10 protein-coding genes are annotated in these 13,557 nt (G+C 51.4%); 8 read left to right on the forward strand and 2 right to left on the reverse strand.

The genetic code is table 11. The annotated features are described in order from the left end of the window. The 5 genes from BZG83_RS01865 to BZG83_RS01885 all read left to right on the forward strand — a co-directional run. Positions 1-473: DUF2913 family protein (locus tag BZG83_RS01865; protein ID WP_108744043.1), on the forward strand; the 473-nt coding region annotated here is incomplete at its 5' end. Between the two features lie 85 nt (positions 474-558). After that, entirely contained in the window at positions 559-1,935 is a 1,377-nt protein-coding gene (locus BZG83_RS01870; protein ID WP_274532429.1) for an MATE family efflux transporter, read from the forward strand. 149 nt (positions 1,936-2,084) lie between these two features. After that, on the forward strand, positions 2,085-2,756 hold the full coding sequence (locus tag BZG83_RS01875) for an ABC transporter ATP-binding protein (protein ID WP_077479149.1): 672 nt from the start codon (positions 2,085-2,087) through the stop codon (positions 2,754-2,756). Beyond that, positions 2,737-5,196, forward strand: a complete 2,460-nt coding sequence (locus tag BZG83_RS01880; RefSeq protein ID WP_077479150.1) for an ABC transporter permease — start codon at positions 2,737-2,739, stop codon at positions 5,194-5,196. Before BZG83_RS01875 ends, BZG83_RS01880 begins: the two co-directional genes overlap by 20 nt. A gap of 17 nt (positions 5,197-5,213) precedes the next feature. Beyond that, positions 5,214-6,320 (forward strand): lipocalin-like domain-containing protein, encoded by a 1,107-nt coding sequence (locus BZG83_RS01885; protein ID WP_077479151.1) that lies wholly within the window; start codon positions 5,214-5,216, stop codon positions 6,318-6,320. A 6-nt stretch (positions 6,321-6,326) separates the two neighbouring features. Here BZG83_RS01885 and cra read toward each other — a convergent pair whose 3' ends face one another. Then, the gene (gene cra / locus BZG83_RS01890) at positions 6,327-7,340 is read right to left on the reverse strand and encodes a catabolite repressor/activator (protein ID WP_077479152.1); all 1,014 of its coding nucleotides are present in this window, start codon (positions 7,338-7,340) and stop codon (positions 6,327-6,329) included. A gap of 460 nt (positions 7,341-7,800) precedes the next feature. Here cra and fruB point away from each other — a divergent pair, with 460 nt between their 5' ends. Genes fruB through fruA form a run of 3 tightly spaced genes read left to right on the forward strand, consistent with a single transcriptional unit; the run spans position 7,801 to position 11,685 of the window. After that, positions 7,801-8,973 carry a fused PTS fructose transporter subunit IIA/HPr protein gene (gene fruB, locus BZG83_RS01895; RefSeq protein WP_077479187.1) on the forward strand — a complete coding sequence of 391 codons (1,173 nt, stop codon included), beginning with the start codon at positions 7,801-7,803 and terminating at the stop codon, positions 8,971-8,973. Beyond that, positions 8,970-9,926, forward strand: coding sequence for a 1-phosphofructokinase (gene pfkB / locus BZG83_RS01900; protein ID WP_077479153.1), 957 nt, complete (start codon positions 8,970-8,972; stop codon positions 9,924-9,926). Before fruB ends, pfkB begins: the two co-directional genes overlap by 4 nt. A 25-nt stretch (positions 9,927-9,951) precedes the next feature. Next, on the forward strand, positions 9,952-11,685 hold the full coding sequence (gene fruA / locus BZG83_RS01905; protein WP_077479154.1) for a PTS fructose transporter subunit IIBC: 1,734 nt from the start codon (positions 9,952-9,954) through the stop codon (positions 11,683-11,685). Between the two features lie 58 nt (positions 11,686-11,743). Here fruA and BZG83_RS01910 read toward each other — a convergent pair whose 3' ends face one another. Beyond that, positions 11,744-13,189 (reverse strand): glyceraldehyde-3-phosphate dehydrogenase, encoded by a 1,446-nt coding sequence (locus tag BZG83_RS01910; protein ID WP_077479155.1) that lies wholly within the window; start codon positions 13,187-13,189, stop codon positions 11,744-11,746. Between the last annotated feature and the right edge of the window lie 368 nt (positions 13,190-13,557).

Raw genomic sequence — 13,557 nt, forward strand, 5'->3', positions numbered from 1 at the left:
GGGTGCAGCGTGCCCGTAGTGCGGGCACCAAAGCGGCGTTAGAAGCGGAATTTCGTCAAATTCAATCGGTTTACCAAGCTTGGTTCCCGGTGAGTGCGCCGGCTAACGCCGTGATGCACACCCAGCTATGTCAGCTAATCGATGCGGCAAAAGCGGCGCAGTGGATGGTGCATACTGACGCTACCATTGACCGCAAAGTAAGAGTGATCTCTGACGGGCAGCATTCATTGGCAGTGTGTCCCGATGCGACTCAAGCGGCTTTTGACTCAGAGGGCGTACTGGTTAAGCCGTTAAGTGTGTACGTGCGTGGCCCAGAAAACACCTTTATTGGTTGGGCACATCAAGCAGGATTAGCACCGACGAAAGTGACTGCCTATAAGTCAATCGTGAAATACCATGCCGAGTATCTCATTTGGCCACAAAACCAAGCAGATAGTTTGATGGTGATGCCCGTACCGACAACCCAAAAATAATCGATATAAACCGCCAGTTGGCGGTTTTTTCTTCATATAAAGGCAAGTACACTAAGGCCATTCTCGTTGTTGCGTGGAGTCGCCTGTGTCTGCCTTGTCTCGTCCTTTCTTTGATGCTGTTTTTCTCAAGCGTTTACTGTTAATTGCGATTCCCATTGCGCTGCAAACCATGATGTTTTCCAGCCGCAGCTTGGTGGATATTTTAATGGTGGGGCAGTTGAGTGAAGCCGATGTCGCGGCGATTGGCATCGCCGGGAAAGCGATGTTTGTCTCAACGTTATTGATTTTTGGCGCGATGACGGGTGGATCCATGCTGGTTGCCCAGTATTGGGGCGCAGGTAATATGCAGGGCTTTCGCGAGAAAATTGCACTCACGGTAACCTTGACCAATGCCACCGCCGCACTCAGTGCACTCATTTTTTGGCTCTACGCAGATTCGATTATTAGTGTTGCCAGTGATAACCCCACTGTGATTGCGTTAGGAAAAGATTATCTGCAAATCGCGGGTCTGTCGCTTTTTTGTCTGGCGAGTGTGTCAGGGTTAGCTGCTGGTTTGCGTGCCATGCACAAGCCAGGGATCAGCACGTTTTTCAGTGGCGTGGGGATCAGCGTTAACATCCTCTTGAACTGGGTGTTTATTTTCGGTCACTGGGGGGCGCCTCAAATGGGCTCCAAGGGTGCCGCAGTCGCGACYGTATTGAGTGGCATTGTAGAAATGCTGGCTTTATACCTGTACTTGTACCAGCGCCAACATCTTGTTGCTTTTTCGCGCGCGGAATGGGTCTCATCCCTGACACTGAAAGCCGTCAAGCGCTTCTTGGCATTGTCCTTGCCCACCGCCTTTAATTTTTTAATGTGGTCGTCAGGATTGTTCGTTTATCACGCGATTATTGGTCATGTGAATGAGGCCGGACTTGCCGCCATCGCGGTCATCACGCCGGTTGAATCCTTATCTTTATCGTTTTTGATCGGCACGGCTAATGCTGCCGCCGTGTTGGTGGGGAATAATCTCGGCGCCAAGCAAACCGAGACTGCGTACCAACAAGCTTGGCAAGTGGGCGTGTTTAATTTTATTGCCGGTGTGTTTATTGCGCTGGTGATGTTAGCGATTCAACCTTGGGTGCTAGGTTTTTTCCCTGCCTTGACCGGAGAAACGGCGCAAATCACCGCATACTTCTACTGGGCAATGTGCGCGCTTATCGTGGTAAAAACCATTCCRATGGCAATGATCGTCGGGGTGTTGCGTGCGGGTGGTGACGTGCGTTACTGCTTAGGGCAAGATTTTGTTGCCCAGTGGTTGATCGGTATTCCTGTGGTGCTGGCATCCGCGGTGGTGTTTGAGTGGCCGGTTTATTGGGTTTATGCCTTATTGGCGACCGAAGAGCTGGTAAAGTGGGTCGGCTCGCTCATCCGTGTTAAATCCGGTGTATGGCTGAACAATTTGGTTAGCGACAGCAATTGATTTTGTTATCAAATAATAATGGGAAGCTGCCCACAGTTTTTAGCCCTTTTCTCAGCGTGTTAATTGGGGTACATTGCGAATTCGTTCAGACAGTGTGACTTACTTCTCGTTTATCGCTGCTTTTATGACGTTAAAGGGTACGAATTGGCATGTTAGCAATTAAGGCGCTGTGTAAGGGCTATCAGGATGGAAGTGATTTTCATCCCGTGCTGCAAGGTGCCGCTTTGTCTGTTTCTCCCACCCATCAATTGGCCTTGATGGGGGAAAGTGGGTCGGGCAAAAGCACGCTACTTAATCTGATTGCCGGCTTGGACAAAGCCGACAGCGGTGAAATCTGGTTTGATGATAAACCGCTTCATCAAATGAATGAGCGCGAGCGTACCCAATTTCGTCGCCAGAATGTTGGCTCTATTTTTCAGCAGTTTAACCTACTACCAACCCTGACCATTGCCGACAACATCCGCTTTTGCCGTCAACTTAAAGGCTTGAAAGACGATGCAGCGCTGTGGCGTCAGATTGTCTCCCAACTTGATTTGATGCCGTTGTTGAATCGTTACCCCGAAGAAGCCTCGGGAGGGCAACAACAGCGCACCGCGATTGCTCGCGCGCTATATATGGAACCCAAGCTGTTATTGGCTGATGAACCAACGGGAAGCCTCGATGAGCGTAATGCGGATGCCGTCATGCGGCTACTTACCACATTAACGCGCCAACAAGAAGCGGGCTTGTTGGTGGTTACGCACAGTGAAACTGTTGCCAATTACTTACAAGGTAGCGTCATGCTGCAAGGGGGCGTGCTCAGTGTTCGGGCCCGTCGCTAATGCGTTATGGGGGCATTATCGCCGCCATCCTTTTCAAATTTTACTCGTTTGGCTGGGGCTTACCTTAGGTGTCTCCTTGTTGGTGGGCGTATTATCAATCAACCAACACGCGCAAAAAAGCTACCGAGAAGGGGCCAAGCTATTTAGTAATCCCTATCCGTTTAGCATTCATCATACTCAACGCACGCAGCGCGTACCGCAAGCGTTTTATATCGATTTACGTCGGGCGGGATTTACCCAATGTGTGCCGATCGAGCGTTTACAAGTTGTGACGCCGTCACTTGATGATCTCAACCTGATGGGCGTCGATACGATCGCGATGTTACCGATGCTCAGCGAAGGTGATGGCGGTGAGGGCATTTCTCCCGTCGATGCGATGTCTCCACCTTATCCCGTTTACGTTGGGGAAGCGATGGCGTCGCACAAGGGTTGGCAATCGGGACAAATGATCCCCTTGCTAGATTATCCGGCGATTGGCCCGTTGCGTATTGTCGATAACGATGCGCTTAGTATGGGCACCTACTTAGTAGCGGATATGGCGCTATTACGCGCCTTGGCTCCTCATGCCGGCATTAGTGAAGTCTTGTGTGGCACACTGAGTCAGGCCGAGCGCGAGCAGATCCGCCAATTATTACCCCCCGCTTTAACACTCGCGAAAACCCAAACTACCCAGTTAGGGCCACTTACCAACGCATTTCACCTCAATTTATTGGCAATGGGATTGCTCGCGTTCGTGGTGGGGTTGTTCATTTTCTATCAAGCCATTTCTCTTTCAATGACGCAGCGTCAGCCACTGGTCGGCGGCTTACGTCAATTAGGCGTAGACGGTCGACAGTTGTCACTGGTGATGGCGATTGAGTTAGTCGGCTGGGTCGTCCTAGGTGTGATCAGCGGGAATGTGCTTGGGTTATTGCTTGCTAAACAACTGCTTCCTGCGGTCGCCACGACATTGTCTGACCTATATGGTGCCGAAGTTGACTTGATCATGCACTGGCAATGGCAGTGGGGGTTGTACAGTGTGTTGTTAGCCTTGCTGGGGGCTGCAATGGCATCGGCTTGGCCACTCATCCGCTTAATAAAAACGCCTTCGGGACGCTTATYGCAGCGGATGACCTTATTACGCGGTACACGTCGAGAGTTTTCGGTACAAGCGGTATTGGCGTTGTTGCTTGCGGTAGCTGCGTGGGGCGTGTCGTATTGGCCTAGCAGCCAGTGGCAAGGCTTTACGTTAATTTCGCTAACCATGCTAAGTGCTGCGTTGGTCTTACCCTATTTGTGTGGCGGCTTATTTCATCTATTGGCGCAATGGCACCAAGGCGCACGTTGGCGTTGGTTTTTTACTGATGCGGCGGCCAGTTTAAGCTATCGCGGTGTGGCGGCAATGGCCTTTATGTTGGCGGTGTCGGCACATATTGGCATGGAAACCATGGTGGGCAGCTTTCGTGCTAGCACCGAAACATGGCTACAGCAGCGGCTGGCGGCGGATGTGTATGTTCGTCCTAGTAATGAGCTATTGCCCCGCATGGAATCTTGGCTGGTTAAGCAAGACAATGTCTCGCAGTTTTGGACAACGTATCGTCGTGAGCTCGAYGCACCGCAAGGCCGACTTGAAGTCCTCTCGGTTGGTAATCGTCCCCTCGAGAAACAAGCACTAGCGATCAAGAACGCCCAACCGGATTATTGGTCGCAGCTCCATCAGCAACGAGCCGTATTACTCAGCGAATCGCTGGCCGCAAAATTCGGTGTGGAAGCGGGTGAAATGGTGAATTTACCCGCCCCGATGGGAGAGCGATGGCAAGTCGCGGGTGTCTATTATGATTACGGGAACCCCTACGGTCAGTTAGTGGTATCTGCGCGCGGTGACGTAGGAAATTGGTTAACTGCTGGCAGGCCATCGATGGCGGTTGTCCTCGATCAAGGCGTTGAAAGCGACCTGTTTATTGCGCAGATTCGTCGGACATTCTCACTAAGTAACGGCCAAGTTCAAAACCAAGCCGATATCATGCAGTACGCGATGCGCATTTTCGACCGTACGTTTACGGTGACCGAAAGTCTGTGTGTATTGATGCTGATTGTTGCCATCAGTGGTCTGTTTTTCTCTACGTTGGCCACCGAATTGTCTCGCCAGCGTCAGTACAGTTTGTTGCGTTGTCTAGGGTTGTCGGGGCGCGAGTTGATTGCGCTCGGAGGCGGGCAGTTGGTGATCATCGGGGTTGCCAGCGCTGTGATCGCAATTCCGTTAGGGCTACTGCTGGCGGGGATGCTAATCCATGTGGTGCTCAAAGCGTCCTTTGGTTGGACGATGACCATGAGCTTTTTCCCGCTCACCTATGCCACCACTATCGGGCTATCAATGCTTGCATTAATGTTGGCTGGTGCTTGGCCCGTCTATCGCATGATGAAGCGTACTGCAGCCGTCTCTTTGCGTGACGCGCAGTAACGGCAGGAGTTAGTGGGATGAAAGTAAGTCGCAAACTGTTTGGCTCCATGCTGGTGATGATGTTAGCCATCGCGCTGGGGAGTCTGATTTGGTGGGGGCGTCAGCCTGCGCCCCAAAGCAGCGCATCGACAGGCTTTGATGTGTTTGCCCAGCAGTCTGGTTTTCAAGCCGTGACCCCCGATTATCACCCGGAATATCCGAAAGATATGGCGGCCCATCCTGGCTTTGCCACTGAATGGTGGTATTTAACCGCCACACTTGAAGATAGCCAAGGCCAAGCCTACGGCGTGCAATGGACCCTGTTTCGCCGCGCGATTCGACCCGAGCAGGCGCTTGGCTGGGCTAGCCCACAACTCTATATGGCACATGTCGCGATAACACGCGCAGATCAGCAGTGGGAATCAGAACGGTTTGCCCGCGGAGGCATTGGTCAAGCCGGCGTGACGTTGTCACCATTTCAGGCGTGGYTGGATGATTGGCAATGGCAAGGTCAAGCCGATCCTTTTCCGGCTACAGTTGAAGCACAATTTGAGGCACAGAATACTGAGGTGGGCTTTGCTCTGCAGGTTGAAGACAGTGGTCTGAGAGTGAAGCAGGGCGAACAGGGGTATAGCATTCGTCATGAAAGTGCGCCGTCGGCCTCTTATTATTTCTCGGTGCCCCAATTACGCATTACAGGCTCCTTGACGCTCGACGGCAAGTCTTTTTCTGTGACAGGGAGAGGGTGGTTTGATAAAGAATGGTCGAGCGGTGCCATGGCCGACGACCAATCCGGATGGGATTGGTTTGGTTTGAATCTAGACGATGGGCGCGCGCTGATGGTGACTCAAATCCGCGGCCCAAAGCCCTTTGTATTTGGCTCTTTGACTTCGGCCGATGGCAAGGTGCGATCACTTGATAAACATGCAATACGCATGGTGCCGGTCAACCACGCCACACTTTCCGATAAACGTACACTGCCAGTGGGTTGGCAAATACGTGTTCCCGATGAAGGGATCAACGTGACCACGCAGCCTCTAAACCCAGATAGCTGGATGGCGTTAAGCATCCCATATTGGGAGGGACCCGTGCGTGTCGAAGGGAGCGTGAGCGGCCGTGGCTTTATGGAAGCCACGGGTTACTGATCATAATTAGCTTAAACCGACCCAAGCCTGAGTTTGATGCGGGCGCCAAATCGGTTGACGATCGACGGTGATCACACCGGGTTGGTTGTCGCCTTCGGCGGCTGAAATAGCGAGGCTTAACGCGGCATCGCTAATCGCATCAAATTGCTGTGGAAGCGACTGCACCCCAAAAGGTAAAAAGTCCAAGATGCGACTGTCCCCGAATGTGGCAAAGTATAAGGCGGTCGGCGCAATGCCTGTTTGCCGGATAGCATCCAATACGCCCTCACATAGGGTGAATGAGGTGGTAAGCAAGGCATCGGGTAAATCGCCAGCGTTTATCCATTCAGTCATTAACCGTTGACCTTCGCTGCGGCTAAAGGCGTTGCCATAGCGCACTTGTCCATCCACATTGCCGACCTCCAATGCGTTACGAAAGCCTTTTTCACGCTCTTGCGAGATGGCTAAAGAGGGGACGGCACCAATCAATCCTGCCTGATATACATCGCTAGGCGCAATAAGTGTCTCGGTTAATTGATACGCACCTTTGGCATCATCACTCAATACATTGGCGAACTGGGTCGCGTCTAGTTGTCGGTCGATAGCCACCACAGGTGTGCCTTWTCGCTGCACATCAGGATAAAAAGCATTATCCGCTGGCAGACACGAGGCGACGATCAACGCGTCAATCTTTCGAGAAATCAATGTAGTGGCAAGGGTTTGCTCGCGCTGAGGATCATCATCCGAGCCGGTGATAATCACTTGGTAGCCTTGATCATGGGCTTTGCGCTCTAGCAATTTGGCCAAGAGGGCATAACTGCTGTTGGCAAGATCAGGAACCACCAATCCGAGGGTACGTGTTGTTCCTGCCCGTAGCGCAGTTGCGGCACGGTTGGGTTGATAGTTATGTTGGTCAACAACCGCCATCACCCGTTCTCGGGTCTTAGCGCTGATCCGATAACGATCGGCTTTTCCGTTAATCACGTAGCTGGCCGTGGTGCGTGACACGCCGGCAAGGCGTGCTATCTCATCGAGCTTCATAGAAAGGATCCCGTATCAGGCCAATCGTTATTGATGGCTTTGTGAATGCGATCAAAGTTTGCACACATCCGATCAAGATTATGTTTGCATTATAAGCTAAAACGATTCAGCCTTAAAGCTGAAAGGTTTCAGCTGTTCTGTATGACACTACTTTTGTCACATATTTTCCAAAGACAGGACGGCAAAGAGTGAGACCGGATTCAACGTTGCGATAAATAGACCCAAAGACAACACCTTTGAGGTCTGACTGTAACCAAAAGCTGAAACGATTCAGCTTGGCGTGAGTTGAGTGATACGAACCATCTCGCGCCTTCAAGGATTGAACAGAATGTGAGTCGATGATGCAGGCATCCGTCTGGCTCACCTTCTACGATTTACCATGCAGTTGCTGCGATGCGGTGATTGTAATGAGCCCAATATATTGCGTGCGCAAGGCGCACAAACGAAGAGGATTAACCTCATGCTCGCACTAACAGCACAAGATATCTATTTACAGCAGTCTGCCGCCTCGAAAGAAGAGGCGATCAAAGCTATGGCCACGCGACTGATTGACAAAGGATTGGTCGCGCCCGGTTATCAAGCGGGTATGTTGGCGCGAGAAGCGCAAACGAGCACCTATTTAGGCAATGGTATCGCGATCCCGCATGGCACCACAGACACCCGTGATCAAGTAAAACAAACGGGTGTGCAAGTGTGTCACTTCCCACAGGGCGTAGACTGGGGAGACGGTGAAACAGCCTATCTTGCCATCGGTATTGCGGCGAAGTCAGATGAGCACCTGACAATCCTACGCCAATTGACCCACGTGTTATCACAAGACGGCATTGAAGCGCAGTTGAAACATATTGAGAGCGCAGACGCTATATTGGCACTCCTCAATGGCGATACGAAGAAAAGTAATCAGGGTTTTACGTTTACCTCAGATATGATTTTAAGTGGTTTCCCAGCGCGAGATATCACCACACTGCAAGCAGCCGGCGCGGGACTTTTGAAAAATAAAGGATGCCTAGATACCTCAGGAGTTGGTCATCTGATTGCCGCAGTGCCTGTTCATTTGGGTGAGGGGCATTGGGTGTTAGGTATTGCAAATGGCGTGTCTCACACTGGGGTGTCGCTTGTCATGCCTTCTGAGCCATTGAATATCGGTGAGCATGTCGCCCATGCTTTATGGTGTTTTGCGGCCAATAATGACGCGCACATAGCCCTGCTTGCCAAGCTGACCCAACTCAAAGCAGAGGGTAAATTGAACAGCCTTATCAACCAATCACCTGACGCGCTTGTGTCGGCGGTCATGCATTCGGATGCCGCTGACATAGAGACTGTGCAGCCACCAGCACCCGCGGCGAATATTGAGGGTGAATCGGGACTATTTACCATTACCAATGCACATGGCCTGCATGCGCGACCCGGCGCCATGCTGGTGAACACCGCCAAAAAATTTAGCGCGGATATTCAAGTGGCCAATGCTTCCACCCAATCGACTGCCGTCAACGCGAAGAGCTTGATGAAAGTCATTGCTCTAGGAGTAAAACATGGCCATCAGCTTCAGTTTACCGCCCAAGGGAGTGATGCGCAGGAGGCGATAGCCGCCTTGGGTGAAGCTATTCGTCAAGGCTTAGGAGAACACGCATGAGTGCAATCTTAACCGTGACCTTTAATCCTGCTCTCGATATGACGGGGGCGCTTGGTATCTTGCAAGCTGGCGATGTCAACTTAGTGCAAAAGTACAACCTGCATCCTGCAGGGAAAGGGGTGAATGTGGCGCGGGTGTTGGCTGATTTGGGCGCTAAAGTGACGGTATCTGGCTTTTTGGGTGAGGAAAATCAAGACCCTTTTGCGCACTTATTTGTTGAGCATGGCATTTGTGATCGCTTTTTACGCGTACCGGGCGTGAGTCGAACAAATGTCAAACTGGTAGAAAAAGACGGTCGTGTCACGGATCTCAACTTCCCGGGAATGGCAGTGGAAGGGCGCGATATTGAGGCGCTCACGCATACCTTATTGGAATTAGCTGATGGGCATGACTGGATTGTACTGGCAGGTAGCTTACCGCCAGGCGTCAATGCTGATCAGCTCAGTGACTGGGTTCAGGCTCTCACCGAGGCCGGTAAGCAGGTGATTGTCGATACTAGTCAGCATGCTCTGCGTGCTGCGGTGTCCGCCAAGCCTTGGCTTGTGAAACCCAATGAAGCTGAGCTTGCTCAGTGCTTGAACGCGCCAATCAGTAATGAACTCGATACCTTATTGGCACGTGGTGAACAACTATTCCAACAAGGGATTGCCAATGTGGTGATTTCTCGTGGTGTAGATGGTGTGCTGTGGCGCAACCATCAAGGTTGGCTGCAGGCCGTCGCACCTGCGCAAGAGGTCGTCAGTACCGTTGGTGCGGGAGATTCACTGGTTGCTGGTTTGGTATGGGGATGCCAAGCCGGTGAAGAAAAAGCGACGGTACTTCGTCGAGCGGTCGCGCTATCTGCGCTGGCGGTCACCCAAGTGGGTGTCGGTGTCTCTGATATCGACCGCGTTTATCAAATGATAGAAAAAATTAGCGTGTCACCGGTCACTGTGTCCGCACACGCCGAATAAACAATCCAAGAGTGGGGTAAAAGGTATGAAACTGGTCATTGTGACGGCGTGCCCAAGTGGCGTCGCGAACACAGTTATCGCAGCAGGATTGCTTGAAAAAGCAGTCGGTGAGCGAGGCTGGCAAGCAACCATCGAATGTCAATCAAGCATTAAGGCGTCAACACCGGTCTCGTCTGAGGCGATTGCCGACGCGGAGCGTATTCTGCTCGTCGGTTCACCGGCGCAGACGGCACGTTTTAACGGTAAGCCGGTTTATCAGGCATCATTAAGTGATGTGATGGACAATGCGCAAGCGGTTCTTGATACGGTGGCATCTCACGCTGAGATTTATCAAGCGTCAGAGGAGCCTGAGGCGGACCAATCCATGCGTATTGTCGGCATTACCGCATGTCCGACCGGGGTTGCGCACACGTTTATGGCGGCTGAGGCGATTGAAGAAGCAGCCAAAGCGAAAGGCTACAGCGTTAAAATTGAAACGCGGGGCTCGGTGGGGGCAAAAAATGCGCTGACCGATCAAGAAATCGCTGATGCGGATGTGGTGTTTATTGCCGCAGACATTGAGGTTGATTTAAGTCGCTTTGATGGCAAGCGATTATATCGAACCAGCACAGGCGTCGCGTTGAAAAAAGCCGCTCAAAGCCTTGATGATGCGGTCGCCAATTCGGAGGTCTACCACGCAGCCAAAAAACACACCAGTGGACAAGCGAATGCCAGTCAAGGTGAGCGAACAGGGGTGTATAAACACTTGATGACTGGGGTATCGCACATGTTGCCACTCGTGGTCGCGGGCGGCTTGGCCATTGCACTGTCATTTGTGTTCGGCATTGAAGCATTTAAAGAAGAAGGCACATTGGCTGCTGCATTAATGCAAATTGGCGGTGGCAGTGCGTTTGCCCTGATGGTGCCTGTCCTCGCCGGTTTTATTGCCTTTTCTATCGCGGATCGGCCCGGTCTTGCTCCCGGCCTTATTGGCGGTATGCTCGCAGCCTCAACAGGCGCAGGGTTTCTTGGCGGGATTCTGGCGGGCTTTATCGCCGGTTACAGTGCCAAATTTGTCGCTGATAAAGTGCAACTGCCTGCAACCATGGAAGCCCTCAAACCCATTTTAGTGATCCCATTGGTGGCAAGCTTATTCACGGGCTTAGTCATGATCTACGTGGTGGGTGGTCCTGTTTCGGTAGCGATGGATAGCTTAACCACCTTCTTGCAAGGCATGAACTCAACCAACGCAGTGATCTTGGGTGTACTGCTGGGTGCGATGATGTGCTTCGACTTGGGTGGTCCAGTGAACAAAGCCGCATACACCTTTGGTGTGGGTTTGATCGACAGTGGCACCTACATGCCAATGGCAGCGATCATGGCCGCAGGTATGGTGCCGGCCCTGGGGATGGGACTGGCAACATTTCTGGCGAAACGTAAATTCAACGATGCCGAGCAAGAAGCGGGTAAAGCCTCGTTTGTGCTGGGGCTGTGCTTTATCTCTGAGGGGGCGATCCCTTTCGCGGCCAAAGACCCAATGCGAGTTATTCCGGCGTGTATTGCTGGGGGCGCGCTGACTGGAGCCATTTCGATGCTGATTGGCGCGAAGCTAATGGCGCCCCACGGTGGATTATTTGTACTGCTTATCCCCAATGCAATCACCCCCGTGTTTATGTACTTGGCTGCCATCGCCGCCGGTACGTTAGTCACAGGGATTGTTTACGCGTTGATCAAATCTGTCAGTCAGCCATCGCCGCTGACAGCTGCGAAGCAGTCATAGTTTGCTCTTTGCTTAGCAAAAAGGCCCATTCGGGCCTTTTTTTATGCTCTACACCTGATTACAGGCTTGCGGGCTCTGGGACCAATGGATAGCGAACGCCCATCATTTTCTCCATGCAATGAACCACTTGGCAGCTATAGCCAAATTCATTGTCGTACCAGATATACAGGACGCAACGGTTTCCATCCGCGATAGTTGCTTGGCTATCAACCACGCCTGCAAAGCGAGAGCCGATCAGATCGCTGGAAACCAACTCAGTAGATTGGGTAAAGTCGATTTGGCCGGATAGCGGCGAATACAAGGCAACATCTTGAAGATAAGCATTAATCTCATCTTTGCTTGTTGCGTTATCCAAATTCAAATTGGCAATTGCCATCGAAACGTTTGGCGTAGGGACGCGTACAGAATTCCCCGTGAGCTTACCTTTCAATGCAGGCAACGCTTTCGCGACAGCACTAGCGGCACCGGTCGAGGTGAGCACCATATTTAAGGATGCTGAGCGACCACGGCGATCACCTTTATGATAGTTATCAATCAGGTTTTGGTCGTTGGTGAATGAGTGCACCGTCTCGATATGGCCGCCATCAATGCCAAATTTGTCGTGCATGGCTTTAAGTACTGGCGTGATCGCGTTGGTGGTACAGCTGGYCGCTGAGATAATCGTATCATCGTCGTTGATAACGTTATCGTTGACGCCGAATACCACGTTTTTGATATCGCCTTTGCCCGGCGCGGTGAGCAAGACCTTTTGGGCGCCCTTGCTTTTTAGGTGTTGGSTCAACCCTTCTTCGTCACGCCACATTCCCGTGTTGTCGACCACTAATGCATTGTGAATACCGTATTGGGTATAGTCCACGTCTGCTGGGCTATTGGCGTAGATCACCTGAATAAAGTTGCCATTTGCGATTAACGCACTGCGGTCTTCATCAACGGTGATGCTGCCGTTGAATGGGCCATGAACCGAGTCGCGACGTAATAAGCTGGCACGTTTTTCTAGATCGCCTTCGCGTCCACCACGTACAACAATAGCGCGTAAACGTAACGGATAACCGGGACCGCTTTTCTCAACTAAAAGTCGTGCTAACAAACGACCAATACGGCCAAAACCATATAAAACGACATCTTTAGGCTCAACACTGTTGCCCGTTCCCACTAAATGGCCTAATTGACTGTGGAGAAAATCAGCAATGCCGTCTTGGTTGTCATGTGATTGCCAATAGGTCCAAGCTAATTGGCCGACATCGATTTTGCTCGGCGCGAGATCCATTTCCGCCATCACTTCAATCAAAGGCAAGGTTTGACTGGGTGCTAAGGTGCCTCCGGTGTAACGGCGGGCGACTCGGTGCGCCTTGATAATATCAATGGTACTGGCGTTGATCAGTTGACGGCCAAACAGTTGGATTTCGACCCCTTTTTGGCGATAAAGCTGACTGAGCAGCGGATACATGGTTTCAGAGTGATTTTGGCTGGTTTGCCAATCGAGTAGGTAGTGTTCTGGACTCATGAGTCAACCTTTTTTCACGAATGATAATGGAGTGGGCAGGGTGCCCAGCAGGGTTTTGACTGATCTTTTGCCAGCCTTATGATTTTGTGGCGCAGTCTATACGATGCAGAATTATTCACCTACTAAAAATAACTGACGTATTAAATGAGGGAAACGATTAAAAAATGGCGAGATTTTGATTGAGATTCGTTCTTGCCATGTGATGCTAATCAAATGAAGATTGCGATAGGATGCAAAAAGAAAGTTAATAAATTGAGGTTGCGCAATAATAGGCGTGTTTTATTTTATCATGTAAAATTAGTCACGGGTTCGACAAGGTGAGAGTGAGTCTTCCCAACCACTAACTATGGTGACGTTAATGGTTGGGG

Source organism: Salinivibrio sp. PR919 (genome assembly GCF_001995355.1).
Lineage (GTDB): Bacteria > Pseudomonadota > Gammaproteobacteria > Enterobacterales > Vibrionaceae > Salinivibrio > Salinivibrio proteolyticus.

What these genes read in the sequence shown, in the direction of transcription:
- BZG83_RS01875 (WP_077479149.1), top strand. Translation starts at nt 2,085, where the DNA reads ATGTTAGCAATTAAGGCGCTGTGTAAGGGCTATCAGGATGGAAGTGAT.
- fruB (WP_077479187.1), top strand. Translation starts at nt 7,801, where the DNA reads ATGCTCGCACTAACAGCACAAGATATCTATTTACAGCAGTCTGCCGCC.
- pfkB (WP_077479153.1), top strand. Translation starts at nt 8,970, where the DNA reads ATGAGTGCAATCTTAACCGTGACCTTTAATCCTGCTCTCGATATGACG.
- fruA (WP_077479154.1), top strand. Translation starts at nt 9,952, where the DNA reads ATGAAACTGGTCATTGTGACGGCGTGCCCAAGTGGCGTCGCGAACACA.